We start from the raw sequence: 26,259 nt of genomic DNA on the forward strand, positions 1-26,259 counted from the left end.
AGGATCCCCTTCCGGCATGGACAAGGCCGCGACGCTCACCTGGCTGCGCCGGATCTCCGGTGACATCGCCTCGGTGACGATCAAGCGCCTGGAGGACACCCTCCCGTGGTACGCCGACATGCCACCGGCCCGCCGCTCTGCGGTCGGGCTGGTGGCGCAGGCGGGCATCACGTCGTTCATCCAGTGGTACGAAGATCCCACCTCCACGCCGTGGATCGCCGCCGACATCTTCGCCGCGGCTCCCCGAGAACTGCTGCGGAGTGTCAGCCTCCAGCAGACGCTCCAGCTCATCCGCGTGACGGTCGAGGTCACCGAGGAGCGCGTCGCCGGGCGAGGAGACGATCTCCGCGAGGCGATCCTGCTCTATTCGCGCGATGTGGCCTTCGCTGCGGCAGATGTGTATGCGCGAGCCGCCGAGGCGCGTGGGCTCTGGGACGCCCGCCTCGAAGCCCTCGTCGTCGACTCGATCCTCACCGGAGAGGCGGACGAAGAGCTCCCGAGCCGGATCGCCGCCCTCGGATGGCACGGTCATGGCGAGGTCGCCGTGCTGGTCGGCACGACGCCCCCGCAGTTCGATGTGGATCTCGTCCGTCGAACTGCCAGGAAGCTCGCTGTCGACGTGCTCATCGGCGTGCAGGGTTCTCGGCTCGTCCTCGTGCTCGGACGCGCTCGCGCCGAGGGCCAGGAGGGTGAGGACGATGAACTCGGGTTCCAGGAGATCGCCACTCGCCTCGAGCCGTCGTTCGGACCGGGATACGTCGTGCTCGGACCGGCCGTGGCCGCACTCGTGGACGCGAGCCAGAGCGCTCGTGCCGCGCTCGCGGGGTTCGCTGTCGCCAGAGCATGGCGTGGCGCTCCCCGTCCGGTCGAGGCCGACGACCTTCTCCCCGAACGGGCCCTCGCCGGCGACCCGCTGGCGAAGCAGACTCTGATCGAGCGCATCTACCGTCCCCTTCAGGCGCACTCCACCGATCTGGTCACCACCCTGTGGAGCTACCTCGACAACGGCCGGTCCCTCGAGGCGACGGCGCGGGAGCTCTTCGTGCACCCCAACACCGTGCGCTACCGGCTCAAGCGCGTGAGCGAGGTCATCGGCTGGGACGCCACCGGCCCTCGCGAAGCGCTCATCCTGCAGACGGCCTTGATCCTCGGGTCGATCGGCGCCGCGGATCAGGTACGTCGACGCGCACCGCTCCGGCGCCCGCAGCGCTGAGCGCGTGTTTGTACGCCACACACAAGGGTTTTTCCGAATCTTGTGATGGATCATCCACCGCTCTGCCGCAAACGTTGGCAGACTGGGTGGGTGATTGTCGTCTTATGCCCAGGTCAGGGCTCGCAGACCCCCGGATTCCTCGCCCCTTGGCTCGAGCTCGACGGGGTGACCGAACGCCTCGCCGCATACTCGGACGCCGCCGGAGTCGATCTTCGCGAACACGGCACGGTGTCCGACGCCGACACGATCCGGGATACGCGCATCGCGCAGCCCCTCATCGTGGCCGCGTCGCTGATCGCCGGTGACGCCCTCACGCAGCGGGCGGGTCGACGCGCCGACGGCATCGCCGGACACTCGGTCGGCGAGATCGCCGCACTCGTCGGGAGCACGGTGATCGATGCCGACACCGGTATGCGTCTGGTGGGTATCCGTGGCCGCGCGATGGCCGATGCGGCTGCGCAGGAGCAGACCGGCATGAGCGCGGTTCTCGGCGGCGACGAGGAGACCCTCCTCGCCCGTCTCGCCGAGCTCGACCTCTCCCCCGCCAACTACAACGGAGGTGGCCAGATCGTGGTCGCCGGTGCGCTCCCTGCCCTGGCCGCCCTCGCGGAGGAGCCGGTGAAGGGCACGCGCGTCATCCCCTGCAGGTCGCCGGCGCATTCCACACCCGCTACATGGCCGCAGCGGTCTCCGCGCTCCGCGACGCGGTCGCGGACGTCGATCCCCAGGACCCCGACATCACGCTGTGGACCAATCGTGACGGCTCCGCTGTCGCCGACGGCGCGCAGGCGCTCGACTACCTCGTCGACCAGGTCTCGTCCCCCGTGCGGTGGGACCTGTGCATGCAGTCCTTCGCCGATGCCGGAGTCACCGGCGTGATCGAACTCGCCCCGGCCGGTGCCCTCGTGGGGCTCGCGAAGCGCGGTCTCCGCGGCGTACCGACCGTCGCCGTGAAGACCCCCGAAGACCTCGACGCAGCCGTCGCGCTGCTGAACGGAGCAGCCGCATGAGCGTCACCCTCGCCCAGGCCACAGGTCCCGCGTACACGCGCATCTACTCCTACGGTGCTGCCCGCGGTGAGAACGCGGTGCCGAACGAAGACCTGATCGGTCCGATCGACTCCAGCGACGAGTGGATCCGCCAGCGCACCGGTATCGTCACTCGCGCCCGCGCCGACAAGGGCACTGACGCGATCGACCTCGCGACCGCGGCAGCAGCCGAAGCCATCGAGAGGTCCGGCGTCGCCGCCGACCAGGTCGATCTGGTGATCGTCGCGACCATCAGCAATCCGAAGCAGACGCCGTCGGTCTCGGCGATCGTCGCGGACCGTGTCGGGGCGAATCCCGCAGCGGCGTACGACATCAACGCGGCGTGCGCGGGTTACGCCTACGCAATCGCACAGGCCGACGCGCTGATCAAGGCCGGCGCGGCACGGTATGCCCTCGTGATCGGCACCGAGAAGCTGTCCGACGTGGTGGACCCGACCGATCGCAGCATCTCGTTCCTCCTCGGCGACGGCGCGGGGGCCGCGCTGCTCGGTCCGAGCGACACGCCGGGCATCGCACCCGCGGTCTGGGGCTCCGACGGCTCCAAGGCCGACGCCGTGGGCATGAACGGCATTCTCACCGACTTCCGGGACGGCGTGGTGCCGTGGCCCACCCTCCGCCAGGAGGGCCAGACGGTCTTCCGCTGGGCGGTCTGGGAGATGGCCAAGGTCGCGCGCGAGGCGCTCGACAGAGCGGGCGTCGAACCGACCGACATCGCGGCGTTCATCCCGCACCAGGCGAACATGCGCATCATCGACGAGTTCGCCAAGCAGCTGAAGCTGCCGGAGACCACGGTGATCGCCCGTGACATCGAGACCACGGGCAACACCTCGGCCGCATCGATCCCCCTGGCGAGCCACCGGCTGATGGCCGAGCACCCCGAACTCTCCGGCGGCCTCGCGCTGCAGATCGGATTCGGCGCAGGACTCGTGTTCGCCGCACAGGTCGTCGTCCTTCCCTGAGAATGCGCTGACCTTCCCTAGACTGTTCCACGGTTCCGAAAACAACCCGCAAGAAAGAGGAAGACCACATGGCTTTCACCAACGATGAGGTCCTCGCCGGCCTCGCAGAACTGATCACCGACGAGACCGGCATCAACGCCTCCGAGGTCGCGCTGGAGAAGTCGTTCACCGACGACCTCGACATCGACTCGATCTCGATGATGACGATCGTCGTCAACGCCGAGGAGAAGTTCGGCGTCACCATCCCCGACGACGAGGTCAAGAACCTGAAGACCGTCGGCGACGCCGTCAACTTCATCGTCGCGGGTCAGGAGTAATCCCGGCAGGATGCCACCCCTGCGATCGCGGGGTGTGGCATCCTCCGCCCTGCCCTCCCACTCGTTCGACTTCGTTTCGACAAGGAACCACACCCCATGACCAAGCGCATCGTCGTCACCGGCATCGGCGCCACGTCCGCCATCGGCGGCACGGCCCCCGAGAACTGGACGAATCTGCTGGCCGGCATGTCCGGCACCCGCACCCTCGAACACGACTGGGTCCAGCAGTACGAGCTGCCCGTCACCTTCGCCGCAGAGGCGATCGTGCGTCCGGAAGAGGTTCTCCCCCGTCACGAGGCGAAGCGCCTCGACCCCTCCTCGCAGTTCGCGCTCATCGCCGCGCGCGAGGCCTGGGCGGACGCCGGTTCCCCCGCGGTCGACCCCGAACGCCTCGGCGTGGATTTCGCCACCGGGATCGGCGGCCTGTGGACGCTGCTCGACGCCTGGGACACGCTCCGTGAGAAGGGCCCGCGCCGGGTCATGCCGCTCACGGTGCCGATGCTGATGCCGAACGCTGCTGCGGGCAACCTCTCGCTGCAGTTCGAGGCCCGCGCCTACGCGCAGACCGTCGTCAGCGCGTGCGCGTCCAGCACCGAGTCCATCATCCACGCATACCACCACCTCCAGGACGGCCTGGCCGACGTCGTCATCGCCGGTGGGACCGAGTCCGCGATCCACCCGATCACGATGGCCTCCTTCGCCTCGGCGCAGGCGCTCTCACGTCGCAACGACGACCCTGCTCACGCCTCCCGCCCCGGCGCGATCGACCGAGACGGCTTCGTGATGGGTGAGGGAGCCGCCGCGCTGATCCTCGAGACCGAGGAGCATGCCACGGCGCGCGGCGCGAAGATCTACGGCTATGTGCTCGGCGGCGGCGTCACGGCCGACGCGTACCACATCACCGGTAACGACCCCGAGGGAAAGGGCGCAGCGCGCGCCGTCACCCAGGCGCTCGAGGAGGCCGGCATCACCGCCGACCAGGTCACGCACATCAACGCGCACGCGACCTCGACGCCGGTCGGCGACCCCAACGAGTACGTCGCGCTCAAGAAGGTGTTCGGCGATCGGATCGACGAGATCCCGGTATCTGCGACGAAGGCATCCACCGGGCATCTGCTCGGCGGCACCGGCGCGCTCGAGGCGATCTTCTCGCTCCTCGCCCTGCGCGATCGCGTCGCACCGCCGACGATCAACATGACAGAGCCCGACCCGGCTGTGCCGTTCCGGCTGTCCGGGGAGGCGACGCCGCTCGGTGACGGACCGCAGATCGCGATCAGCAACTCCTTCGGATTCGGTGGACACAACGCCGTTCTGGTGGTCGCCGGCACCGACTGACCTCCGCGGACACGAAGAGAGCCCCTCGGGATTCCGAGGGGCTCTCTTCGTCTTCGGTGCACGGCGTCCGCCGCAGCGCGTCAGGTGCGGGGTGCCGAGGCTAGCTGGCGAGAGCGCGACTCGCGCATGCGCGTGACGCGTGGCAGGAACCATCCGATGAGTGGTCCGATGCCGAACGCGAAGAGCACCGTGCCGACGCCCACGGGTCCACCCAGCAGGAATCCGACGAGCAGCACGCCGCCTTCGATCAGGGTGCGCACGAGCCACACCGCCCAGCCGGTGCGCCTCACCAGCCCGGTCATCAGACCGTCGCGCGGGCCAGGGCCGAAGTCCGCGGCGATGTACAGGCCTGTTGCGAAGGCGAGCAGCAGCATGCCGAACACGAACATGGGGGCGCCGATCCAGACCGAGTCAGGCGTGGGGATGACCGCGAGAGCGAGATCGGCGCTGGGACCCACCAGGAGCGCGTTCAACACTGTCCCGAGGCCCACGCGCTGCCGTAGCGGAATCCAGAGCAGCAGCACGGCGATCGAGATCAACACCGTCATGACGCCGTAGCCGACCCCCGTCTGTCCCGCCAGGCCCAGTGCCAGGACGTCCCACGGCGAGACGCCGATGCCGCCGCGCACCATGAAGCCGAGCGCCACCCCGTAGAGGAACAGTCCGACCACCAGCTGCACGAGGCGCTCGATGAGGTCTCGCGGTGATGTGGCAGTGACAGGCAGGAGGACAGCACAGAGGAACATGACTCCACTCTGACGTCTTCGTCCACTCCATCAGGGAGACCACTCTCGGGAAAGTGGTCTGCGTTTTCCAGGCCACTTTAGGCCATGCTGGAAACATGGGATCACGACTCGTGGAACAGCTCGGAGCGACCAACATCGCCGGAGCGGGCGCGGCCACCCTGGCCGATGGGATCCGTGCACTGATCCTGGACGGACGACTCACCGTGGGCGAGCGTCTGCCCAGCGAGCGCGCCCTCGCGCTCGAACTACGGCGCTCCCGCTCGACGATCACTCGCGCCTACGGGCTGCTGGACTCCGACGGCTACGTCTCGCGCCTGCACGGCGGCAGCACCCGCGTGACGCTCCCGCACGGCCACGCTGCGCCGGGTTCCGACGCCATCGACGATGCGATCGACCTGTCGATCGCATCGATGGACTCGACTCCGGGACTCTACGATGCGACGGTGCGATCACTTCCGCGTCTCGCCGCACTGCGCGGTACGAGCGGGTACTCGCTGCAAGGTCTTCCCGAGCTCCGCGACGCGGTCGCGCAGCGCTTCACCGAACGCGGTGCGCCGACCTCCGCCGAGGAGATCATCATCACCTCGGGCGCACTGAACGCCGTGAACCTGATCCTGACGGGGATCGGCCGGCGGGGCGAGCGGGCACTCGTCGAGCAGCCGACGTTCCCCACGCTCTGGAAGCCCTGCACCGCCACGGGTACCGGCTCGTGCCGACGCCCGTCGACGTGGACGGCTGGGACACGCGGCACCTGAACGACACACTCCTGAGCGTGCGACCCCATGTCGCCTACCTGATCCCCGACTTCCACAACCCGACCGGTGCGACACTCCCCGACGAGGAGCGCTCGCGCCTGGTGACGACGGCGCGCAACGTCGGTACGCATCTCATCGTCGATGAGACCACCACCGAGCTCGACATCGACCGGGGATGGTCACCCGCCCCGATGGGCGCGAACGGTCCCAACGTCATCACCGTCGGATCGATGTCGAAGATCGCCTGGGGCGGCATGCGCATCGGTTGGATCCGCGCCGAGCGCTCGATCATCGCTCGTCTACTGGCCGTGCGCCCGTCGTTCGAACTCGGGACCGCCCTGTTGGAACAGTGCATCGCGGTGGAGCTGCTGAGCGACATGCCCGCGCTCACGGCCCATGTGCGCCGCCGACTCCAGGAAGGCCGCGCTGCGGTCGAAGCCGGCGTCGCCCGGATCCCCGGCTTCTCGATGCCGCCCACTCCCGGTGGGCTCTCCGCCTGGATCGACATCGGCACCCCGCTGTCGACCGCCCTGTCTCTCGCCGCCCGCGAACGACGTCTGATCCTCCCACCCGGCCCTCGCTTCACGACCGGCGGGGTGCTCGAACGGCGGCTGCGGATACCCATCACCCTCCCGCCCGAGCGCGCGACGGATGCCATGCAGCGATTGGCGCTGGCCTGGGACGACGTTCGGGGAGGGGCGTCGTCGCGTCCCGACGAACTGGAGCACGCCGCCGTCATATGACCTCGACGGCCCCACACGACGAGGACCCCACCTCGGTTCGCGGGGCGGGGTCCTCGTCGTCGGAGCGGGGATACGTCTTCTCAGCGTCCGGGATGATTCACCGGCATCCGATACTCACGCCTCCCCCGCTCCCGGCCTGCGGTGCCGGACTAGCCGACCTTGTGGAGCCAGACGACCCGTGCGTCATCGCTGGCATGGCGGAACGGCTCGAGCTCCTCGTCCCAGGCGGAGCCGAGAGCGATGTCGAGCTCGCGCTGGAGCTCGACGGCACTCCCGGCCGCGATCTCCATCGCGTACCGGATGCGGTCCTCACCGATGACGATGTTGCCCGCCGCGTCGGTCTGCGCGTAGTGGATCCCGAGATCGGGAGTGTGCAACCAGCGCCCTCCGTCGCTTCGGGGCGTCGGGTCTTCGGTCACCTCGAAACGGAGGTGCTCCCATCCGCGGATCGATGTCGCGAGGGCAGCACCGGTACCGACCGGACCGTCCCAGTAGAACTCGGCGCGCCGCGCACCCTCGAGCACCGGCTGTTCGGTCCAGTCGAAGTTCACTGCACGCCCGATAGCGCGACCCACCGCCCATTCGAGGTGCGGGCAGAGCGCGCGAGGCGCAGAGTGGATGAACACCACTCCGCGTGCGTAAGCCGTCGCCATGATCTCTCCGTTTCATCAGGTGCGTCTTCCCCAACGACCTGAACCACGAAGTGGCGAGAATATGCGGTTATGCGCCCATTCTCGCCGAGTTCGTCGGAAATCACAAGCGTGTCATTCATCACGAAGGCCCCGGTCGCGCGGACCGGGGCCTTCGTGCGCTTCGACGAGCTCGGCGACCGAACGGGTCGGAGCTCAGCGAGAGAGGATCAGGCCTCGCTCATGGCCTGCTTGACCTGCTGGCCCTTCGCGGCGTAGTAGGCCGCGCGCGCAGCATCCTTGCGCGCCTGCTCGGCGTAACCGAACTCGAGCGTCTCCTGGTCGACCTCGTAGTTGGGCACATCGTCGGTGCCGTGGTACTTCTCGATGTAGGCGTCGAGCTCGGGGCCAGAGGTCCACGACGTGATCAGGCAATAGCGCGGCTCCGTGCCGTTGTGCGTGGCGGCGTGCCACAGACGCTGCGTGTCGACGATGAGCTGCGCGCCGGCCGGAAGGGCGATGCGGTACTCGATGCTCGGGTCGGTGCGGTTCTCGCGCAGGACGAAGTAGCTGTCCTTGTCGTCGGTCAGGTTGAAGAACCCGCGGACCACCCAGCCGGTGCCGTCGGGGTTCAGGCGGTTGTTGTCGTCCTGGTGCAGGTTGTAGAGGCAGTCGCCGTAGGGCGTCGGCTGCAGCTCGATCACGCGGCAGCGACCGACGTTGGCGCCCGGCTCCTGCGCACGGCGCGTCAGGTTCGGGGCCTTCTCGGTCTGCGAGTCGATCCAGACGCCGTCCTTGTCGGTGCGCGGTGGCTTGTGGTTCCAGAAGCCGTTGCACTCGATGTCACCGAAGGCACTGGCGAGCGGGGCGAAACGGGTGTCCCCCGACGACTTCCAGTCGTTGTACTCGATGTCGAGCCACTCCTTGGGGTCGAGCTCCTGGTTGTAGCTGTCGAGGACGACGAATCCCTTTTCCTCGAGCGCAGCAGACTTGATGTAACCCATGATCGAGTCATGTTCCTTTCATCGGGGGCCAGCACGTTTTAACAGGCCCTGATAAGGCAAGCCTAACAGCGAAGCCTGCGCGCCCTCCGGAGGTCGGCCGTGCATAACCGAATAGACTGATCGGGGCGCCCGGCGAGGCCTCGGCACCCGTCGCTACGGGAGGACGAGACACCAGCATGAGCACCGCGACCAACGTCGAGGCGACAGCAGTCAACACGATCGAGTGGCTCGCGACGGGAACCACCACGATCGTGGTCCCGGTCTATCAGCGCCAGTACCGCTGGGACATCGGCGGGTGCGAGCGGCTCCTCTCCGACATCCGCGCCGTCGCCCGGGAAGACCAGGCGCACCGTCACTTCATCGGTTCGATCCTCTCTGCGGAGGACGGCACATCCGCCGACGCGGCTCTGATCCTCATCGACGGGCAGCAGCGCATCACCACGCTCATGCTGCTCGTCGCCGCGTTGCATCATGCGGTCCGCGACTCCGATCCCCTGCTGGGCGCCGAGCTCGAACGCGTCCTGGTGCGCGCCGATGCGCCGACCCGCACCAAGCTGCGCCCCCACGACGCCTGGGCCGACCTCTATGAGTCTGTCGTGCTCGACCGCCGTGGGGACGCCGACCGGGAATCCCGCTTCGACGACAACTACGCGTTCTTCCGCAGCCAGATCCACGCGGATGAGGTGCCACTCATCTGGGAAGGCCTGCAGAAGCTCGAGCACGTGTCGATCACGCTGGGCGCAAAGGCGAATGCGCAGCAGATCTTCGAGAGTCTGAACTCCACGGGCGAGCCGTTGCGCGATCACGAGCTCATCCACAACTACATCCTGATGGGGCTCAGCCACGCGGAGCAGGTCGACGTCGAGAACCGGTTCTGGGCGCCCATCGAACAACATACGGGCGAAGCCATCGGCGCGTTCTGGCGGCACTACCTCGTGCTGGTGACCGGCAGGGAGGTCGCCGCGAACGGTGAACACGGCGTGTACAGTGCCTTCCGCCAGTCCTTCCCCCGGGTCGACATCGCCCACCTGCAGGCTGATGCCGCCAAGTGGCGTCACTACGCGGAGATCTACGGGATCCTCCTCGACCCCTCCCGCGAGCAGGACCCTGAGATCGCGCAGCAGCTGCGCCACGTGGCCACTTTCGGCCGCTCTTCGGCCCCGCTCGTGATGAGTGCGTACAGCGACCACGTCCGCGGCGTCATCGACAGGGCGGAGCTCATCGAGACCCTGGAATGGCTGCAGACGTTGTACCTGCGTCGAGCGCTGGTCAACCTTCCGGCCGAGCGCCTGATCGCCCGACTGTGCCGCGCGCGCGACGACGGACGCGATTCCCTGGCTCGTGCGTTCGCCCGCATCACCCCGTCGGACGAGCGCGTGAGCGCCGTGCTGAAGTACAGCGAGCTCCCTCACCCCGCCTACGTCCTGGGGCGACTGGAAGGCGTGGAGAACCTCGACGCCTTCGACGTGGAGCACATCGTGCCGATGGTTCCCGGCGACGCCTGGTCAGGTGATGGGGAACGCCCCTGGAGCGCGTACTCCGAGGACGAGCAGAACAGCCACCGCGCGCTGGCACCGACCCTGGGCAATCTGACGCTCCTGGAGCAGCCGCTCGCGGAGCGCGTGTTCGGCGCGGCCTTCCCGGTCAAGCGGGCCGAGGCCTATGCCCGCAGCTCGGTGCCCGCGACGCGGGACCTCGCCGAAGTCACGGCGTGGGGCACGTCCGCGATCACGCAGCGCACCGTCGCACTCACATCCGATCTGATCCGCGTCTGGGCGCGGCCTGCACTGCCGGAGATCGACGACGATGGCCTGACGCCGATCTTGGACGCCGTCCGCCGCCGGGGGTGGCCGACCGGATGGGAGCGCGAGTTCGACTACGTCGAATACCGCGGGGAGCGCTGGGAGGTTCCCGACGTCAAGTACCTGTTCAACCGGGTCTTCCGACGGGCCTGGACCGACACCCGTGACGCGGCACTCGCTTACTGTGCCGCCCATGGCGGCCCGATCTACCAGGACAAGGCCTGGAAGGGGCAGTGGGATGAACTCGACGAGGGGCACTTCCTCTACATGGGCTGGGACTCCAACTACATGATGACCGCCGTGCAGGGCGTGCTCGAGGAGTCGGGCATCGCCTCGGAGGTCTTCGTCAAGTACTCCTACATCGGGAATGTGATGTGACCATGAGCACAGTCGTCCGCACGCTGCTGGATCTCACCGTCGAAGAGCACACGCTCACCGTCCCGCTCGTCTGGGGCGACCCCGCCGACTCCCGTACCATCGACATCTTCGCGCGCGTGGTCTCCCGTGAAGGCGGTGAGACCCTCCCCTACCTCGTCTTCCTGCAGGGAGGTCCAGGACACGAGGCTCCCCGTCCATTCCACTCCTCCACGTCCCCGGCCTGGCTCGATGAGGCGCTCGCCCACTACCGCCTGGTGCTCCTCGACCAGCGCGGCACCGGGCAGTCGACTCCCGTCGGCGACCGCGGTCTCGCGCAGGGCGCCGAAGCCGTGGCCGAGCACCTCACTCATCTGCGCGCCGATGCGATCGTGCGCGACTGCGAGGCGATGCGCGAGCACCTGGGAGCGCCCACCTGGAGCGTGCTCGGGCAGTCCTTCGGCGGCTTCACGACCCTCGCCTACCTCTCGTCCGATGCCGCCTCCCTCGCGGACGTCTTCATCACCGGCGGCCTCAGCGCCGTGGGCCGTCACCCCGACGACGTCTACGCCCTCTGCTACGACAAGATGCGCGTCGCGTCCGAGCGCTACTACCGCCGCTTCCCCGAGCACCGAGACGCGATGCGACGTCTGATCGACCTGGCCGACGCCGGCGACATCGTGCTTCCCGACGGCGAGGTCGTCTCCCGCTCGCGGCTCCGCTCGATGGGCTCCGCACTCGGCACGGACGACGGTTGGCAGACCGTCTGGTCCCTGCTCGAGCGCGACCCCTCCTCGAACGCCTTCCGGTACGACCTCCTGCACGCGATGCCGTTCGACGGCAGGAACCCGCTGTATTTCGCCTTCCACGAGTCGAGTTACGCCGACGGTCACGCCACCCGGTGGTCGGCCGAGCGCACCGAACCCACGGACTTCCGCGATGACCCGACCCTGTTCACGGGCGAGCACATCCGCCGGGACTGGACCGAGACCGTTCCGGCGTTCCGGCCCTGGCGAGACGTCACGCTCGCCCTCGCGGAGTTCGAGTGGCCACGCATCTACGACGCCGAAGCCATCACCGCGTCGGGTGCGACCGGTGCGGCGGCCGTCTACGTCAACGACGTGTACGTGCCGTACGAGTTCTCGATCGAGACGGCGAGGCTCATTCCCGGGGTCCAGCTCTGGCAGACCAGCGAGCACGAGCACAACGGCCTCCGCTCGGGACCTGTGCTCTCGCGCCTCATCGACCTCGCGCAGGGGCGTCGCATCCGCTGACGTGTCCCCCGCGAGGAGGATGCCGCTGCCCGCCAGGCTGCCTATCCTGTTGTCATGAAGGACGTGATGGCGTGGGCGACGGTGATCGGCGTGCTCGCCATGGGTCCTGCCCTGCTGATCGTGGGTCTCACGCACACGTTCTCGCGCAAGCCGGTGGAGAAGAAGTACGAGCACGTCGCGAACGGCGGCCTGGTGGGGGTGTTCGACAGCGTGTGGTCGCCCACTGCGCATGAAGCGAGCCAGGAACGGGACCGCCAGACGCAGCGGACGGCGCCGGCGCCGGCGCCAGGCGATCCGCCGAACCGCATCGACGCCGGTCGCATCGTCATAGACGTCTGAGAACCGCGCCGGGGAGTCGACCACGAAGAAGGCCCCATGCTCCGAGGAGCATGGGGCCTTCTTCGTGGCAGTCGTTACTTGGACGAGCCGCCGAAGCCCTTGAAGCGCTGGTTGAACTTCTCGACGCGGCCGGCCGAGTCCATGATGCGCTGCTTGCCCGTGTAGAACGGGTGCGAGGCCGAGGAGATCTCGACGTCGATGACGGGGTACTCCACGCCGTCGAGTTCGATGGTCTTGTCGCTCGAGACGGTCGAACGGGTGAGGAACGTCTCGCCCGAGCCGAGGTCGCGGAACACGACAGCCTTGTACTCGGGGTGAATGTCAGTCTTCATGGGATTCCTTAGTTGCTGCCCTGGATTGTGCCAGGGACGAGGGAAGTCTGCGGTGCAGAGAGCACCAAGGGTCGATTCTATCAGACCCTGATCAGGACGCCGCGCGGGCGGCGTAGCGTCCGTCGTCGCTGCTGAGCACGATCGGCATGCCGAACGTGTCGGTGAGAGTCTCCGCTGTGAGCGTCTCGGCGATCGGCCCTGCCGCGACCACCGCGCCGTCGCGGATCAACATCACATGGGTGAACCCGACGGGGATCTCCTCCACATGGTGGGTCACCATCAGCATCGCCGGAGTGGTCGGAGATGACGCGTAGCCGCTGAGAAGCGCGAGGAGCTCCTCCCGGGAGCCGAGATCGAGCGAGGCGGTCGGCTCATCGAGGAGCAGCAGCTCGGGGTCGGTCATGACCGCGCGTGCGATCTGGACCCTCTTCTGCTCGCCGTCGCTGAGCGTGCCGAACGTGCGGTCGGCGAGGTGGTCGAGACGCCAGTCCCCGAGAACGCGGAGCGCACGACGCTCATCGATGTCCTCGTAGTTCTCGTTCCAGCGACCGAGAACGGAGTACGCGGCGGTGAGCACGGTGTTGAGGACGGTCTCGTCGCGGGGGACGCGCTTCGCCATCGCGGATGACGCGAACCCGATGCGCGGTCGCACCTCGAACACATCGGTGCGGCCGAGGGTCTCCCCCAGCACGGTCACCGTTCCCGACGTCGGATGCATGAGCGTGTCGGCCAGCTGCAGAAGCGTGGTCTTGCCCGCGCCGTTCGGGCCGAGGATCACCCATCGCTGGTCATCGTCGACCTCCCACGTCACGTGATCGATGATGTTGCGCCCCTCACGGCGCACGACGACGTCGGTGAATTCCAGAGCGCTCGGCATGCTCCCAGCCTATCGGCTCAGGCGGTCAGCTCCGCGTAGAGCGCGCGCGTCGTCTCCGCGATCGCCGCCCAGCTGAACTCGTCTCGTGCGCGCACCCGCCCGGCCTCGCCGTAGGCGCGTGCGCGTTCCGGATCCATGGCCACCTCGGTGAGGACCGCGGCCAGGTCGGCCACATAGCGCTCCGGATCGACCGGCGTGCCTGTGCCGTCCTGCAGCTGCTCGATCGGGACGAGCCGGCCGGTGACGCCGTCCGCCACGACCTCGGGAATCCCCGGTGGCGGTGCCGACGACGGCCGCGCCGCACGCCATCGCCTCGAGGTTGACGATCCCGAGAGGCTCGTAGATCGACGGGCACACGAAGGTCGTCGCCGCCGTGAGGATCGCCGACAGCTCGTCGCGCGGCAGCATGCGCTCGATCCAGATGACGCCGTCCCGGCTCTGCTGGAGCGCCCGCACGCCTTCCTGAACCTCCGCCATGATCTCCGGCGTGTCAGGAGCGCCTGCGCACAGGACGAGCTGCACCTCCGGAGGCAGCAGCCGCGCAGCCTGCAGCAGATACGGCAGACCCTTCTGCCTCGTGATGCGCCCGACGAACACGACCGACGGCCGCGCGGGGTCGAGTCCGACCGACTGCAGGAAAGCCGTGTCGCGCACCGGCCGCCACCGCTCGACGTCGATGCCGTTGTGGATCACGCGCACCTTCGCCGGGTCGACCTGCGGGTAGCTGCGCAGGATGTCGGCACGCATCCCTGCACTCACGGCGATCACGGCTGCGGCGTTCTCGTAGGCGAGTTTCTCGATGCCGCTGGAGATCGCGTAGCCGCCGCCGAGCTGCTCGGCCTTCCAGGGGCGGAGGGGCTCCAAGCTGTGCGCCGTGAGCACGTGCGGGATCCCGTGCAGTTGAGAGGCGAGGTGTCCTGCGAAGTTCGCGTACCAGGTGTGGCTGTGCACGAGGTCGGCATCGGCGACGGCGGCGGCGATCTCGAGATCCGTGCCCAGGGTCTGCAGCGCGGGGTTGGCGGCGGCGAGTTCCGACGGCGCCCGATAGGCGAAGGTATCCGGTTCGTCCCTGGGTCCCCCGAACGCACGGACCCGCACGTCGACGTGTTCGCGAAGCGCGGCGACGAGTTCCGCCACGTGCACCCCGGCACCGCCGTACACCTCGGGCGGGTACTCCTTCGTGATCATTTCGACTCGCATGTCTGAACGCTAGTACAGCGGCCGGGAACGCATCTATGGTGGAGCCATGTCCGCTCCAAAGAAGGTCTTCGGGATCATCCTCGCCGGCGGCGAGGGCAAGCGACTCATGCCGCTCACCGCGGATCGCGCGAAACCCGCAGTGCCCTTCGGCGGACAGTACCGGTTGATCGATTTCGCGATCTCGAACCTCATCAACTCCGGCCTGCGCCAGATCGTGGTGCTGACGCAGTACAAGTCCCACAGCCTCGACCGGCACATCTCACAGACCTGGCGCATGTCGGCGCTCCTCGACTCGTACGTGACCTCGGTCCCGGCGCAGCAGCGGCTCGGCAAGCGATGGTTCTCCGGCTCCGCCGACGCGATCCTGCAGAGCATGAACCTGATCAACGACGAGAAGCCCGACATCGTGGTGGTGATCGGCGCCGACCACGTGTATCGGATGGACTTCCGACAGATGCTCGAAGCCCACATCGAGTCCGGGGCGAAGGCGACCGTCGCCGGCATCCGCCAGCCGCTCGCCCTGGCCTCGCAGTTCGGCGTGATCGACGCGGACGCGGAGTCCGGCCGGATCAAGCAGTTCCTCGAGAAGCCGACCGACATCGCCGGCCTCGAGGACTCCCCCCACGAGGTCCTCGCCTCGATGGGCAACTACATCTTCGATGCCGATGCGCTCATCGCCGCGGTCGAGGCCGATGGCGAATCCCCCACCTCCGGCCATGACATGGGCGGCGACATCGTGCCGTACTTCGTCGATCGGGGCGAGGCCGGGTACTACGACATGAAGCAGAACGAGGTGCCGGGATCCTCACCGCGGGACCGCTCCTACTGGCGAGACGTCGGAACCATCGATTCGTTCTTCGACGCACACCGCGACCTGATCTCGACCCTGCCCGTTTTCAACCTCTACAACATGGAGTGGCCGATCCATTCGCAGGCCGTCAACTCGCCGCCCGCGAAGTTCGTCCGCGACTCGGTCGGCCGCATCGGCAACGCGATCGACTCGATCGTCTCGCTCGGCTCCGTGCTGTCCGGAACGCACCTGGAGCGCAGCGTCGTCGGGCCGTGGACCCTCGCCGGCGGCGGGTCGACGATCACCGACTCGGTCGTCTTCGATCACGTGCAGGTCGGCCAGGGAGCCCGCATCCACCGTGCGATCCTCGACAAGAACGTGGTCCTCGAGGACGGGGCCACCGTCGGCGTGGACCGCGAGCGTGATCTCGCGCGCGGCTTCACCGTCACCGAGTCCGGCATCACCGTGGTCGGCAAGGGCGTGTTCATCGAACGCTGACGACGTCATGCGGCACATCGCATGCTCGAGCGCTCGATAGGCTCGAACCCGTGACCGCCGCGCGTTTCCTCGTCGTCCTCGATGCCGATTCCACCCTCATCCGCAACGAGGTGATCGAGTTGCTCGCCGACGAGGCGGGGCGGCGTGCGGAGGTGCAGGCCGCCACGGAAGCGGCGATGCGGGGCGAGGTCGACTTCGCCACGAGCCTCCGCTCCCGGGTCGCGGCCCTCGAAGGTGTGCCCCTCTCGGCGTTCGAGCGTGTCAAGGCACGCGTCGAGCCGACCCCTGGTGTGCGTGCGCTCACGGCTGCCGTCCACGAACGCCGCGGCATCGTCGGCGTCGTCTCCGGAGGGTTCCACGAGATCCTCGACGACGTCGCGCCCGCACTCGGCGTCGACCGATGGCGCGCGAACCGCCTCGAGGTGGTCGCGGGGTCGCTCTCCGGACGCGTGGACGGCGACATCGTCGACGGTGTCGCGAAAGCCTCGTCCCTGCAGGAGTGGGCGGCAGAGCTCGGTGTGACTCCTCGGGCCACGATCGCGATCGGCGACGGGGCGAACGACCTGCAGATGATGGCGGTGGCAGGACTCGGGCTCGCCTTCAACGCCAAACCCGCCGTGCGGGAGGCCGCCAGCCTCGTGATCGGCCCGCAGGACCTGTCCGAGGTCATCGCACTGCTGCCGTAGGACCACCGTGGTGAATGTCCGCGCCCGCCACTAGCGTCGGCTCATGGACATCATCCTCATCCCTGGTCTCTGGCTCGACGCATCGAGCTGGGACGAGGTGACCCCCACACTCGAACGGGCCGGCCACCGCGTGCACGCCCTCACCATGCCCGGCTGGGGTGCACCGGCATCCGACTCCGGCGACATCGGCATCGCCGACTGGGTCACTGCGGCTGTGGCGGCCGTGGATTCGGTCGACGGCGACGTCGCGGTCGTCGGACACAGCGGTGGCGGGAACGTCGCCTGGGGCGTCGCGGATGCCCGGCCTGATCACGTGAGCCGGGTGATCTTCATCGACACCGTGCCGCCCCCGCCCGGGAACGGGATCAGCGAGTTCGACGTCGTCGACGGGGTCGTGCCCTTCCCCGGCTGGGACTTCTTCCCCGAGGAAGACATCGAGGATCTCGATGCGGAGACCAGGGCACACACGCTACCGCTCACGCGAGGCGTTCCCGCTCGCGTTCCGACCGATGGCATCGCCCTCACGGATCCCGGACGGTACCGAGTGCCGGTGACACTGCTGATGGGCGGCCTCGACTCGTCGACGTTCGACGGGATGATCGATCAGTGGCAGGAATACGCGGCAGAGTTCCACGCGATAGATGACGCCGAGGTCGTGCGGATCGGATCCGGCCATTGGCCGCAGTTCTCCGTGCCGCAGCGCCTCGGCGAACTGATCGACGCCGCGATCGCGCGCTGAGGATCGGGGACGGCGTCAGTGCCCCATCCCGAGGCCACCGTCGACCGGGATGACAGCGCCGGAGATGTATCCGGCGTCGTCACCCGCGAGCCACGTCACGACGCCAGCCACCTCGTCCGGAGTCGCGAAGCGCGCTGCGGGGATGTTCGCCTTGTACTGCTTCTGCGTCTCTTCGGGCAGCTCGGCGGTCATGTCGGTCTCGATGAACCCGGGAGCCACGACGTTCGCGGTGATCCCCCGTGCGCCGAGTTCCCGGGTGATCGATCGCGCGAATCCGACCAGCGCGCTCTTCGACGCGGAGTAGTTGACCTGGCCTGCCGAACCGTACAGGCCGACCACGCTCGAGATCAGGATGATGCGGCCGAAGCGCGCGCGGAGCATCCCCTTCGACGCACGCTTGACGACACGGAACGTGCCACCGAGATTGGTGGCGACCACGCTGTCGAAATCGTCTTCGCTCATGCGGAGAAGCAGAGTGTCCTTGGTGATGCCTGCGTTGGCGACGACGATCTCGACCGGTCCGAGCTGCTGCTCCACTTCGGTGAACGCGGCGTCGAGCGCGGCCGCGTCCGTCACATCGGCGCGGACCGTGAGCGTTCCTTCGGGGCCTTCGCCGCTGCGGGCGGTGACGGCCACCCGATAGCCGTCACGCACGAACCGCTCCGCGATCGCGCGACCGATCCCGCGATTTCCGCCGGTGACGAGGACGACGCGCTCAGCGCTCATGGACACACTCCTGACAGGGGCCGACGGCACGGGGATCCGGGCCACATCCGATCCTACCGACGATGCCGGCAGCGCCCATCGCAGACCGTTTGACAGACGCTGCGACGACTGGAACCCTGAATGAGACGAAAGGCTGCACCGTGAGCGAGAATCAGGCCCCCTCCCCCGCGATGAGTCATCGTTCACCCCACCCCCGCCGCCGCCACCTCCGGTCGAGCCGACGGCAGCGCCCGCCCTCCCGGCGCATCCGGTAGAGCCCGCGCCGCAGCCGATCCAGAGCTACCCGGGCGCCGCGCCCACCTATCCGGCGGCCACGCCGCCCTCCCCCGCAGCCGGCCCGTCCGCCTATGGCGCCCCGCCCGCGGCACCGCCGCAGGCCGGCTACGCCCCACCTCTCGCCCAGCCCGCGTACGCTGTCGCTCCGATGCAACCGGCACCGCAGCAGCCTGGGTACGCACCCTACGGCGCACAGGGGTACCCCGGAGTCGCGCAACGCCCCACAAGCGGACTGGCCATCACGTCCCTGGTCTGCGGCATCGCCGGAGTCGCGCTGTTCTGGGCGATCATCCCGCTGCTGGCCTCGATCGCGGCCGTCATCACCGGCCACATGGCGCTCGGACAGACCAAGCGCGATCCGTCGATCGGCGGCCGCGGACTGGCCATCACCGGCCTCATCCTCGGCTACGCGGTGGTCGGCATCGGAGCGTTCGTGCTCGTCAGCACCATCATCAGCTTCCTGTTCCTCGGAGCGTTCACACTTCCCTTCGTCTTCTCGAGCTGAGCCGAAGGCACACCGGCATGCCGGCGCGCCCGCACCGGCGTAGGCTTGAGTCATCGTGAAGAACACGCGTGAAGTCCCGGCTGTCACCTCACTGCCGCAGTCCCCGCGGGACGAGGCAGACCATCGCGTGCGCCGCTATGCCCTGACGATGACGATCCGCATCGTGTGCTTCGGCCTCATGGTGCTCGTGCAGCCGTATGGGTGGTACACGTGGGTCTTCGGCATCTCGGCGGCCGTTCTTCCGTATATCGCCGTGGTCTTCGCGAATGCCGGCAGCGACAGCACCGAGACGACGGCCGAGTCCCCCGTTCGCGAGCTCGATGCCCCGGAGCCGACTCCGATCGAGGGCGAAGCCCCCGCAACGCACGTGTTCACGATCCATGAAGGCCCGAAGGACCGATGACAGACCTCGAATGCGCGCGCGCCGGGTGCCGGAGCGCCGCCACCAGCCACGTCGTATGGCGCAACCCCCGCATCCATGCCGCCAACCGCGAGAAGATCTGGCCGGCCTGCGACGAGCACGTGGGGTTCCTCCGCGACTACCTCGCCGCCCGTGACTTCCCGGTGACGGTGCGCGACGGGGTTCCCGGATGAGTCGACGACTGACCCGGTGGGCCGTCTACGTACTGATCGCCATCGGATTCGCCATCGCGTGCGTCTTCCTCTCGAACTGGCAGTTCGAACGCAACGAGGACCGCGCGGCACAGATCGAGCTCGTGGAGCAGAACTACGACGCGGAGCCGGTGCCGCTCGCCGACCTGATCGGCCAGGACGGCGAACTCGACCCGTCGGACGAATGGCACCCCGTGACCCTGCGGGGCGAATACCTCGCCGAGCAGCAGCTCCTCGTGCGGAATCGTCCACACGGCGGGACAAGTGCATTCGAGGTGCTCGTGCCCTTCCGCGACGTGGACGGCCGCGTGTTCATCGTCGACCGCGGATGGGTGCCGCCCGGTGAGGGCGATGCGCCCGACGCCGTACCCGCACCGCCGGAGGGCGAGGTCGTGGTGACCGCACGTCTGCGACCGGGCGAGCAGCTGCCTGCGTCCGGGCGAGGCGCCCCCGACGGCCAGGTGCCTACCATCAACCTGCCGTCGATCGCTGAACAGGTCGACGGCGAGGTCATCACCGGCGCCTATGGACGCCTGATGAGCGAGGACCCTGCGGGGAGCGTCGCACTGGGCGGCTTCGACTCGCCAACGGACGACCCCGGCCCTCACCTGTCGTACGCGATCCAGTGGATCCTGTTCGCCCTGATGGGCTTCATCTTCATCGGATACATCATCCGCACCGAGATCGTGAAGCACCGCGAAGAGGTCGAGGGAATCCCCGCTCCGGTCAAGAAGTCGAAACGCAAGGACCACGATGCCGACGTGGAGGACGAGCTGCTCGACGTGCGTTGAGCACGCGGGCGCGTTCACCGCCTTCGGGTCTGCTTGTCAGACGAGAGTCGTGCCGGTCACCGTGCGCGACCATTCGCCACCCCGACGCTCGTAGACGATCCGCGTGTGGTTGCGGTCGGGCGCGCCCTGCCAGAACTCGACACGCTCCGCGAGGATCCGCCAGAGAACCCAGTCTCCGGGGGCGATGCCGTCACGCGCCGCGGCGGAACGTGCGGCGAGGTCGGCCTCGCTCTCGGCCGGCGACACCTCTTCGACCCGTCCGCGGATGCGGACCGCCCGCCTGTGCGGCTGCCACCAGAAGTTCAGCGCCGCCACGGGGTGCGCGCCGATGTGCGCAGCCTTACCCGACGATCGCGTCCCGGCGAACGCCCACCCGCGGGAATCGGCGTCTTTCAGGATCAAGGTGCGCGAATCCGGCACCCCCGCCCCGTCCACCGTCGCCAGCGTCGCCGTGTGGGGTTCGGGAACCCCGCCGGCGGCAGCGGTCCTGATCCATTCGAGGAACATCGGCACCGGATCGTCGGGGAGGTCGGTGAGGTCGAGACGCGGTGCGGTGCCGGTGAGAGCCGGTTGCGCGCGCAGCCATTCGCGGAACTCCGAGGAAGAAGGAGTCTGTCGTGCCGCCATGCATCCGACTATGCCATGGGAGGGCAGCCGACACCTCGGTTCAGTCGACCTCGACGGAACCGACGCGCACGCGGAGCGGAGCCAGCAGGTCGACCAACTCCCCAGCGCCTCGATGCGCGGGGTGTCGCCGGACCAGGCCTGATGACCGCCGTCGAAGTGGAGGAAGACGGCGCCGAGATCGTGAGCGATCTCCCGGTCGTGGTTGGTGTCGCCGATCACGAGGACCTCGTTCGCCGCCAGCCCCGACGCGGCGAGCCACGCGCCGATGACCTCGTGCTTCGAGGCGCGATACGGGTCGTCGATCGACAGCACCTGCTCGAACACAGCGCCGAGATCGTGTGGCTCCATCTGACGAGCGAGGGCCTGGGGAAGGGTCGCTGAGGCGAGAACCTGGCGGAGGCCGTACGCCTGGAGTGCACACAGCGTCGAACGCGCATCGGCATGCAGCTGCGCTTCTCCGACGCGCGCCGCGAGCAATTCCAGGTACGACGTCGCGGCAGGCACGAACAGGTCGTCGCCGAGTCCAACCGCGCCGTAGAAATCACGGATCGGGAACCGGAAGACCGACCGGTACGCGTGCCCGTCGGCCAGCACCGGGAGCGCGTGCTCCTCGAGCACGGAGTTCATCACCTGCCGGCAGATCTCCGTGTCGTCGAGCAGCGTGCCGTTCCAGTCCCAGCACACGGCACGGATGCGATCCAAGTCCATTCCGTCACGCTACAAGCCGATACCGACATTCAGGCGAGTTCGATGAGGTCCTGGTACTCCTGGCTCCAGATGTCTTCGACACCGTCGGGCAGGATCAGCACACGCTCGGGGTTGAGCGACTGCACGGCACCAGGGTCGTGCGACACGAGCACCACCGCACCCTCGTAGTGTGCGAGCGCACCGAGGATCTCCTCGCGCGAGGCGGGGTCGAGGTTGTTGGTCGGCTCGTCGAGCAGCAGCAGGTTCGCCGAGGACACGACGAGCGTGGCCAGCGAGAGACGCGTCTTCTCGCCGCCCGACAGCACACCCGCGGGTTTGAGGACGTCGTCTCCCGTGAAGAGGAACGAGCCCAGCACCTTGCGCGCCTCGGTCTCGGTGATGTGGGGTGCGGCCGAGACCATGTTCTCGAGCACCGAGCGATTCACGTCGAGGTTCTCGTGCTCCTGGGCGTAGTAGCCGACCTTGAGACCGTGCCCCGGCTCCAGCTGTCCCGTGTCGGGCTGATCGACGCCCGCGAGCATGCGCAGCAACGTGGTCTTGCCCGCGCCGTTGAGCCCGAGCACGACCACCTTGGAACCACGATCGATCGCGAGGTCGACATCGGTGAAGATCTCGAGCGAACCGTACGACTTCGACAGCCCGCTCGCCATCATCGGCGTCTTGCCGCAGGGCGCCGGCTTGGGGAAGCGCAGTTTCGCCACCCTGTCTTCCTGGCGGACCTCGTCGAGTCCGGCGAGCAGCTTCTCGGCGCGCGCGATCATCTGATGCGCGGCCGCGGCCTTCGAGGCCTTCGCCCCGAAGCGGGCGGCCTGCAGCTGCAGGGTCGTCGCCTTCTTCTCGGCGTTGGCGCGCTCCTTCTTGCGGCGCTCCTCGTCGGCCACCCGCTGGCGCAGGTAGTTCTTCCAGTTCATGTTGTAGGTGTCGATGACCTGACGGTTCGCATCGAGGTAGAAGACACGGTTCACGGTCTCGCCCACGAGTTCGACATCGTGGCTGATCACGATCAGCCCGCCCTTGTAGCCCTTGAGGAACTCACGCAGCCACACGACACTGTCGGCGTCGAGGTGGTTCGTCGGCTCGTCGAGGATCATCGTCTGCGCGTCGGAGAAGAGGATGCGGGCGAGCTCGATACGACGCCGCTGACCACCGGACAGGGTCGAGAGCGGCTGGTCGAGGATGCGATCAGGCAGCGACAGGTTGTTGGCGATCGACGCCGCCTCGGCCTCGGCCGCGTATCCACCCTGCGCTTCGAACTGCTCGGTGAGACGGGCGTAGCGCTTCATGGCCTTGTCGGCGACGGCGGGGTCGTCCGAGCCCATCGCGAGCGCCGCCTCGGTCATGCCGAGGTTGAGCTGGCCGAGGCCACGAGCATCCAGGATGCGCGTGCGCGCCAGGTCCTCCGGGTTGCCGGACCGCGGGTCCTGCGGCAGATAGCCGAGCTCGCCGGAGCGGGTCACACTGCCACCGGAGGGCAGGACATCACCGGCCAGCACCTTGGTGAGTGTGGTCTTGCCGGCCCCGTTGCGGCCGACGAGTCCGATCTTGTCTCCGTCGGCGACACGGAACGAGACGTTCTCCATCAGCAGGCGCGCGCCAACGCGGATCTCGAGGTCGTGCACGGCAAGCACAGCGGACGTCCGTTCTTCCAGGGAGGTGTGTTCGGCCGATCGGCCAGCCTCCCAGTATAAGCGGCGCGGCAGGGAGCGACGGTCAGGAAGATCACTCCGGAGAGTGACGGGAGCGATACTCGGGAGTGATGCCCGCCGACGCACCCGCTGCATAACGTGCTCGAGTGGACATCCTCAACGAGCTCATCATGCAGGCCATCGCCTCGCCCTGGCTGTATCTGGTCCTGTTCGCCGTCACCGTCATCGACGGCTTCTTCCCGCCCGTGCCGAGCGAGACCGTGCTCGTCGCCGCCGCAGCCGTGACCGCCTCCACCGGAGAAGGGAATCTACTGCTCCTGGGTGCTGTCGCCGCCGTGGGCGCGGCCATCGGCGACAACATCGCCTTCGTGATCGGCAGGGGACTCGGCACGACCCGGTTCGCCTGGATGAAGCGCCCTCGGATCGCCGCGGCATTCGAACACGCGCAGCGTGCGCTGGATCGACGCAGCGCGACCCTCATCCTCGGGGCCCGGTACATCCCGGTGGGGCGCGTGGCCGTCAACATGTCGGCCGGCGCTCTCGGCTTCCCCTGGCGCCGCTTCCTTCCGCTGAGTCTGATCGCCGGCGTCAGCTGGAGCATCTTCAGCCTCGTCATCGGCCTCCTCGCCGGGGCGTGGATCAAGGACCAGCCGCTGCTCAGCGCCGGCATCGGCATCGCGCTCGTGATCGGCTTCGCGATCGACCGGGTCGCCGCGGCCCGTCGCCGCCGCGCACCGTCTCCTCGACTGGCAGGATGAAAGTCATGGCACGCCGCCGAGAGCGCCCACCGCTGCGCCAACGGATCAACCGTCGCACCGCCGCGCTCGTCGCCCTGGGTGCGGCGGTCGTGGCGCTGTACGCGACCCTCGTGCCGCTGCAGACGGTCCTCTACGGAACACCGCTGCCGCTGTCCTTCGTCCTCGGGGCCGCGCTGTGCGGGTCACCTCTGCTCGCGATCGCCCGCCCGGTGTGGGCCATCGGCCTCTTCACCGCCGCTGCACTCGTCCTGCCGCTCATCGTCATCCCCGAGTCGGCGATCCAATCGCCCTGGCCGTGGTCCGTGCCCGCCCTCCTGGTCTTCGTCGTCTTCGTCGGGGTCGTCACCTTCCTCCACGGCGCACGACTCGGAGCGTTCGCACTGATCCTCGGCGCGATCGCTTCGCTCCTCGCGCCCGTGCTCCGTCCCGACATGGTCGCATTGCCCGAGTCCTCGGCGAGTGCCACGGCCGACCTCATCGTCACCACCGCTGTCGCGTCGGCCATGTTCCTCATCGCCGCCCTGGTCGCCGGACGTGTGCGGGTCGCCGCCGAGCTCTCGCGTGAGAAGGAGCACAGCGCTCTCGAAGAGGCCAGACGCGCCCTGGTGGAGGAACGCACCCGGATCGCCCGTGAGCTGCACGATGTGGTCGCTCACAGCATGTCGGTGATCCAGGTGCAGGCCTCCACGGCCCGCTACCGCATCCCGGACCTCACAGACGCGGCGACCGCCGAGTTCGACGACATCGCGGCGACGGCTCGCAGCTCCCTCACCGAGATGCGTCGCATGCTCGGAGTGCTGCGTACCGAGGACCAGACGGCCGAGCTGGCACCGCAACAGGGCATCGACGACATCCCCGCCCTCGTCGAGAGCATCCGTCGCGCCGGTGTCGAGGTCGGGCTGGTGCTCGAAGGAGGGGAGGCCGCCGCCGGAGCGCCCTCGGCCGTGCAGATCGCCGCCTTCCGAATCGTCCAGGAGGCCCTGAGCAACGCGGTACGCCACGCGCCCGGCGCCCGGATCGCCGTTCGCCTGCACGCCGAGGCCCACAGCATCCGCATCCGTGTCCACAACGCCGCACCTCCGCACCGCCCGGAGGGACACGTGGGCGGATACGGCCTCCGCGGCATGCGCGAGCGGGCCGAGATCCTCGGGGAAGCCTCTCCGCCGGACCTGCGGCGGACGGCGGATGGGATGTGGATGCCGTGCTCCCCTCGACCCCGGTGCCCCCATGCCCCCTCCCCTGCACTCGACAAGGAGACTCCGTGACGATCAGCGTGCTCATCGCCGACGACCAGGCCATGGTGCGAGCCGGTTTCGCCGCACTCCTCGGCGCTCACGAGGGCATCCGCGTGGCAGGCCAGGCCGCGAACGGCGCCGAGGCGGTCGCGCTGGCGGCTCGCCTGGACCCCGACGTGATCCTGATGGATGTGCGCATGCCGGAGCTCGACGGCATCGAGGCCACCCGGCGCATCCTCGGTCCGTCCTACCCGGCAGCGCACGTCCCGCGGATCCTCATGTTGACCACCTTCGACATCGACGACTACGTATACGACGCACTCGAGGCCGGTGCCAGCGGCTTCCTGCTGAAGGATGCTCTACCCGAGGAGCTCGTGCACGCGGTGCGGGTCGTGGCGGGCGGAGATGCCCTGCTCGCTCCGAGCGTCACTCGACGGATGATCGAGCAGTTCGCCGGTCGTCGCCCGCGCGCCCCGCGCTCGTCGACCGCGTTGGCAGAGCTGACCGACCGCGAGCGAGAGGTGCTGATCCTGATCGGCAAGGGGCGTTCGAACAGCGAGATCGCCGGCGACCTCTTCATCGCCGAGCAGACCGTGAAGACGCACGTTGGCAAGGTGCTGGCGAAGCTGACCCTGCGCGACCGCGTGCATGCGGTGATCCTCGCCTATGACACGGGACTCGTCGAGCCGTCCTCCTGACTCACCCCGCCGTAGGGGGCGCAACAGCACCCGAGG

General features: G+C 68.3%; 27 protein-coding genes and 2 pseudogenes. 20 read left to right on the forward strand and 9 right to left on the reverse strand.

The window, feature by feature from the left end; genetic code table 11:
• Positions 1–16 precede the first annotated feature (16 nt).
• From K1X59_RS10990 to K1X59_RS11010, 5 genes and pseudogenes are all read left to right on the forward strand, one after another.
• Complete coding sequence (locus tag K1X59_RS10990; RefSeq protein ID WP_183152814.1) at positions 17–1,213, forward strand: CdaR family transcriptional regulator; 1,197 nt, start codon at positions 17–19, stop codon at positions 1,211–1,213.
• Positions 1,214–1,303: 90 nt separating this feature from the next.
• Positions 1,304–2,223, forward strand: a pseudogene (locus tag K1X59_RS10995) (ACP S-malonyltransferase).
• A complete protein-coding gene (locus K1X59_RS11000; RefSeq protein ID WP_183150145.1) occupies positions 2,220–3,221 on the forward strand; it encodes a beta-ketoacyl-ACP synthase III in 1,002 nt (333 codons plus the stop codon). Before K1X59_RS10995 ends, K1X59_RS11000 begins: the two are co-directional and overlap by 4 nt.
• Before the next feature lie 68 nt (positions 3,222–3,289).
• Positions 3,290–3,538 (forward strand): acyl carrier protein, encoded by a 249-nt coding sequence (locus K1X59_RS11005; RefSeq protein ID WP_017202249.1) that lies wholly within the window; start codon positions 3,290–3,292, stop codon positions 3,536–3,538.
• A 96-nt stretch (positions 3,539–3,634) separates the two neighbouring features.
• Entirely contained in the window at positions 3,635–4,873 is a 1,239-nt protein-coding gene (locus K1X59_RS11010) for a beta-ketoacyl synthase (RefSeq protein WP_220173402.1), read from the forward strand.
• 80 nt (positions 4,874–4,953) lie between these two features.
• Here the strand turns inward: K1X59_RS11010 and K1X59_RS11015 are convergent, their stop codons facing one another.
• Positions 4,954–5,619, reverse strand: a complete 666-nt coding sequence (locus tag K1X59_RS11015) for a YitT family protein (protein WP_183150146.1) — start codon at positions 5,617–5,619, stop codon at positions 4,954–4,956.
• A gap of 95 nt (positions 5,620–5,714) precedes the next feature.
• On the opposite strand from K1X59_RS11015, the gene K1X59_RS21350 reads away from it, so the two are divergent.
• Complete coding sequence (locus K1X59_RS21350; RefSeq protein WP_258566806.1) at positions 5,715–6,374, forward strand: GntR family transcriptional regulator; 660 nt, start codon at positions 5,715–5,717, stop codon at positions 6,372–6,374.
• 17 nt (positions 6,375–6,391) lie between these two features.
• Positions 6,392–7,117 carry a pyridoxal phosphate-dependent aminotransferase gene (locus tag K1X59_RS21355; protein ID WP_258566807.1) on the forward strand — a complete coding sequence of 242 codons (726 nt, stop codon included), beginning with the start codon at positions 6,392–6,394 and terminating at the stop codon, positions 7,115–7,117.
• Between the two features lie 149 nt (positions 7,118–7,266).
• Here K1X59_RS21355 and K1X59_RS11025 read toward each other — a convergent pair whose 3' ends face one another.
• Both K1X59_RS11025 and K1X59_RS11030 read right to left on the reverse strand, forming a co-directional pair.
• Positions 7,267–7,770 (reverse strand): DUF3145 domain-containing protein, encoded by a 504-nt coding sequence (locus K1X59_RS11025; RefSeq protein ID WP_183150148.1) that lies wholly within the window; start codon positions 7,768–7,770, stop codon positions 7,267–7,269.
• A gap of 206 nt (positions 7,771–7,976) precedes the next feature.
• Complete coding sequence (locus tag K1X59_RS11030; RefSeq protein ID WP_021200730.1) at positions 7,977–8,750, reverse strand: hypothetical protein; 774 nt, start codon at positions 8,748–8,750, stop codon at positions 7,977–7,979.
• 176 nt (positions 8,751–8,926) lie between these two features.
• Here K1X59_RS11030 and K1X59_RS11035 point away from each other — a divergent pair, with 176 nt between their 5' ends.
• Genes K1X59_RS11035 through K1X59_RS11045 form a run of 3 tightly spaced genes read left to right on the forward strand, consistent with a single transcriptional unit; the run spans position 8,927 to position 12,519 of the window.
• Complete coding sequence (locus K1X59_RS11035; protein WP_183150149.1) at positions 8,927–10,930, forward strand: DUF262 domain-containing protein; 2,004 nt, start codon at positions 8,927–8,929, stop codon at positions 10,928–10,930.
• Positions 10,927–12,180, forward strand: coding sequence for an alpha/beta fold hydrolase (locus K1X59_RS11040; RefSeq protein WP_202045227.1), 1,254 nt, complete (start codon positions 10,927–10,929; stop codon positions 12,178–12,180). Before K1X59_RS11035 ends, K1X59_RS11040 begins: the two co-directional genes overlap by 4 nt.
• Positions 12,181–12,234: 54 nt before the next feature.
• Complete coding sequence (locus K1X59_RS11045; protein ID WP_183150151.1) at positions 12,235–12,519, forward strand: hypothetical protein; 285 nt, start codon at positions 12,235–12,237, stop codon at positions 12,517–12,519.
• A 74-nt stretch (positions 12,520–12,593) separates the two neighbouring features.
• Here K1X59_RS11045 and K1X59_RS11050 read toward each other — a convergent pair whose 3' ends face one another.
• The 3 genes and pseudogenes from K1X59_RS11050 to glgA all read right to left on the reverse strand — a co-directional run bounded on the left by K1X59_RS11050 (position 12,594) and on the right by glgA (position 14,928).
• Positions 12,594–12,851 carry a type B 50S ribosomal protein L31 gene (locus K1X59_RS11050; protein ID WP_021200734.1) on the reverse strand — a complete coding sequence of 86 codons (258 nt, stop codon included), beginning with the start codon at positions 12,849–12,851 and terminating at the stop codon, positions 12,594–12,596.
• Positions 12,852–12,942: 91 nt separating this feature from the next.
• Positions 12,943–13,728, reverse strand: coding sequence for an ABC transporter ATP-binding protein (locus K1X59_RS11055; protein WP_183150152.1), 786 nt, complete (start codon positions 13,726–13,728; stop codon positions 12,943–12,945).
• Between the two features lie 17 nt (positions 13,729–13,745).
• Positions 13,746–14,928: pseudogene (glgA, locus tag K1X59_RS11060) on the reverse strand (glycogen synthase).
• Between the two features lie 46 nt (positions 14,929–14,974).
• Between glgA and glgC the strand changes: the two are divergent.
• The 3 genes from glgC to K1X59_RS11075 are packed head-to-tail and all read left to right on the forward strand — an operon-like array spanning position 14,975 to position 17,641.
• On the forward strand, positions 14,975–16,216 hold the full coding sequence (glgC, locus tag K1X59_RS11065; RefSeq protein WP_183150154.1) for a glucose-1-phosphate adenylyltransferase: 1,242 nt from the start codon (positions 14,975–14,977) through the stop codon (positions 16,214–16,216).
• A 50-nt stretch (positions 16,217–16,266) separates the two neighbouring features.
• On the forward strand, positions 16,267–16,902 hold the full coding sequence (serB, locus tag K1X59_RS11070) for a phosphoserine phosphatase SerB (protein WP_220173403.1): 636 nt from the start codon (positions 16,267–16,269) through the stop codon (positions 16,900–16,902).
• 43 nt (positions 16,903–16,945) lie between these two features.
• Entirely contained in the window at positions 16,946–17,641 is a 696-nt protein-coding gene (locus tag K1X59_RS11075) for an alpha/beta fold hydrolase (protein WP_183150155.1), read from the forward strand.
• Between the two features lie 15 nt (positions 17,642–17,656).
• Here K1X59_RS11075 and K1X59_RS11080 read toward each other — a convergent pair whose 3' ends face one another.
• A complete protein-coding gene (locus K1X59_RS11080) occupies positions 17,657–18,367 on the reverse strand; it encodes a beta-ketoacyl-ACP reductase (protein WP_183150156.1) in 711 nt (236 codons plus the stop codon).
• 424 nt (positions 18,368–18,791) lie between these two features.
• Between K1X59_RS11080 and K1X59_RS11085 the strand changes: the two genes are divergently transcribed.
• From K1X59_RS11085 to K1X59_RS11100, 4 genes are read left to right on the forward strand one after another with little or no spacing between them, the layout of a single operon-like run.
• Positions 18,792–19,148, forward strand: coding sequence for a DUF4190 domain-containing protein (locus K1X59_RS11085; RefSeq protein WP_183150157.1), 357 nt, complete (start codon positions 18,792–18,794; stop codon positions 19,146–19,148).
• Between the two features lie 55 nt (positions 19,149–19,203).
• Complete coding sequence (locus K1X59_RS11090) at positions 19,204–19,551, forward strand: DUF3099 domain-containing protein (RefSeq protein WP_183150158.1); 348 nt, start codon at positions 19,204–19,206, stop codon at positions 19,549–19,551.
• Positions 19,548–19,742 (forward strand): hypothetical protein, encoded by a 195-nt coding sequence (locus K1X59_RS11095; RefSeq protein ID WP_183150159.1) that lies wholly within the window; start codon positions 19,548–19,550, stop codon positions 19,740–19,742. The genes K1X59_RS11090 and K1X59_RS11095 overlap by 4 nt, the downstream gene beginning before the upstream one ends.
• Positions 19,739–20,551 (forward strand): SURF1 family protein, encoded by an 813-nt coding sequence (locus K1X59_RS11100; protein ID WP_183150160.1) that lies wholly within the window; start codon positions 19,739–19,741, stop codon positions 20,549–20,551. Before K1X59_RS11095 ends, K1X59_RS11100 begins: the two co-directional genes overlap by 4 nt.
• 36 nt (positions 20,552–20,587) lie before the next feature.
• Here K1X59_RS11100 and K1X59_RS22440 read toward each other — a convergent pair whose 3' ends face one another.
• Together K1X59_RS22440 and abc-f are read right to left on the reverse strand one after the other, a co-directional pair.
• A complete protein-coding gene (locus tag K1X59_RS22440) occupies positions 20,588–21,886 on the reverse strand; it encodes a pyridoxamine 5'-phosphate oxidase family protein (RefSeq protein WP_220173404.1) in 1,299 nt (432 codons plus the stop codon).
• Between the two features lie 29 nt (positions 21,887–21,915).
• Positions 21,916–23,514: a ribosomal protection-like ABC-F family protein gene (gene abc-f, locus K1X59_RS11110; protein WP_017202270.1), complete on the reverse strand. Its 1,599-nt coding sequence runs from the start codon at positions 23,512–23,514 to the stop codon at positions 21,916–21,918.
• A 164-nt stretch (positions 23,515–23,678) separates the two neighbouring features.
• Here abc-f and K1X59_RS11115 point away from each other — a divergent pair, with 164 nt between their 5' ends.
• The 3 genes from K1X59_RS11115 to K1X59_RS11125 are packed head-to-tail and all read left to right on the forward strand — an operon-like array spanning position 23,679 to position 26,223.
• Positions 23,679–24,290 (forward strand): DedA family protein, encoded by a 612-nt coding sequence (locus tag K1X59_RS11115; protein WP_183150163.1) that lies wholly within the window; start codon positions 23,679–23,681, stop codon positions 24,288–24,290.
• A gap of 5 nt (positions 24,291–24,295) precedes the next feature.
• Positions 24,296–25,555, forward strand: a complete 1,260-nt coding sequence (locus K1X59_RS11120; protein ID WP_258566808.1) for a sensor histidine kinase — start codon at positions 24,296–24,298, stop codon at positions 25,553–25,555.
• Positions 25,552–26,223, forward strand: a complete 672-nt coding sequence (locus K1X59_RS11125; RefSeq protein ID WP_183150164.1) for a response regulator transcription factor — start codon at positions 25,552–25,554, stop codon at positions 26,221–26,223. The genes K1X59_RS11120 and K1X59_RS11125 overlap by 4 nt, the downstream gene beginning before the upstream one ends.
• Positions 26,224–26,259 lie beyond the last annotated feature (36 nt).

The organism is Microbacterium sp. Se5.02b (assembly GCF_019464375.1).
GTDB lineage: Bacteria > Actinomycetota > Actinomycetes > Actinomycetales > Microbacteriaceae > Microbacterium.

What these genes read in the sequence shown, in the direction of transcription:
- K1X59_RS11120 (WP_258566808.1), top strand. Translation starts at nt 24,296, where the DNA reads ATGGCACGCCGCCGAGAGCGCCCACCGCTGCGCCAACGGATCAACCGT.
- K1X59_RS22440 (WP_220173404.1), bottom strand. Translation starts at nt 21,886, where the DNA reads ATGGACTTGGATCGCATCCGTGCCGTGTGCTGGGACTGGAACGGCACG.
- K1X59_RS11045 (WP_183150151.1), top strand. Translation starts at nt 12,235, where the DNA reads ATGAAGGACGTGATGGCGTGGGCGACGGTGATCGGCGTGCTCGCCATG.
- glgC (WP_183150154.1), top strand. Translation starts at nt 14,975, where the DNA reads ATGTCCGCTCCAAAGAAGGTCTTCGGGATCATCCTCGCCGGCGGCGAG.
- K1X59_RS11010 (WP_220173402.1), top strand. Translation starts at nt 3,635, where the DNA reads ATGACCAAGCGCATCGTCGTCACCGGCATCGGCGCCACGTCCGCCATC.
- K1X59_RS11075 (WP_183150155.1), top strand. Translation starts at nt 16,946, where the DNA reads ATGGACATCATCCTCATCCCTGGTCTCTGGCTCGACGCATCGAGCTGG.
- K1X59_RS21350 (WP_258566806.1), top strand. Translation starts at nt 5,715, where the DNA reads ATGGGATCACGACTCGTGGAACAGCTCGGAGCGACCAACATCGCCGGA.
- K1X59_RS11050 (WP_021200734.1), bottom strand. Translation starts at nt 12,851, where the DNA reads ATGAAGACTGACATTCACCCCGAGTACAAGGCTGTCGTGTTCCGCGAC.
- K1X59_RS11030 (WP_021200730.1), bottom strand. Translation starts at nt 8,750, where the DNA reads ATGGGTTACATCAAGTCTGCTGCGCTCGAGGAAAAGGGATTCGTCGTC.
- K1X59_RS11035 (WP_183150149.1), top strand. Translation starts at nt 8,927, where the DNA reads ATGAGCACCGCGACCAACGTCGAGGCGACAGCAGTCAACACGATCGAG.
- K1X59_RS10990 (WP_183152814.1), top strand. Translation starts at nt 17, where the DNA reads ATGGACAAGGCCGCGACGCTCACCTGGCTGCGCCGGATCTCCGGTGAC.
- K1X59_RS11025 (WP_183150148.1), bottom strand. Translation starts at nt 7,770, where the DNA reads ATGGCGACGGCTTACGCACGCGGAGTGGTGTTCATCCACTCTGCGCCT.
- K1X59_RS11095 (WP_183150159.1), top strand. Translation starts at nt 19,548, where the DNA reads ATGACAGACCTCGAATGCGCGCGCGCCGGGTGCCGGAGCGCCGCCACC.
- K1X59_RS11015 (WP_183150146.1), bottom strand. Translation starts at nt 5,619, where the DNA reads ATGTTCCTCTGTGCTGTCCTCCTGCCTGTCACTGCCACATCACCGCGA.
- K1X59_RS11100 (WP_183150160.1), top strand. Translation starts at nt 19,739, where the DNA reads ATGAGTCGACGACTGACCCGGTGGGCCGTCTACGTACTGATCGCCATC.
- K1X59_RS11005 (WP_017202249.1), top strand. Translation starts at nt 3,290, where the DNA reads ATGGCTTTCACCAACGATGAGGTCCTCGCCGGCCTCGCAGAACTGATC.
- K1X59_RS11055 (WP_183150152.1), bottom strand. Translation starts at nt 13,728, where the DNA reads ATGCCGAGCGCTCTGGAATTCACCGACGTCGTCGTGCGCCGTGAGGGG.
- K1X59_RS11080 (WP_183150156.1), bottom strand. Translation starts at nt 18,367, where the DNA reads ATGAGCGCTGAGCGCGTCGTCCTCGTCACCGGCGGAAATCGCGGGATC.
- K1X59_RS11085 (WP_183150157.1), top strand. Translation starts at nt 18,792, where the DNA reads ATGCAACCGGCACCGCAGCAGCCTGGGTACGCACCCTACGGCGCACAG.
- K1X59_RS11000 (WP_183150145.1), top strand. Translation starts at nt 2,220, where the DNA reads ATGAGCGTCACCCTCGCCCAGGCCACAGGTCCCGCGTACACGCGCATC.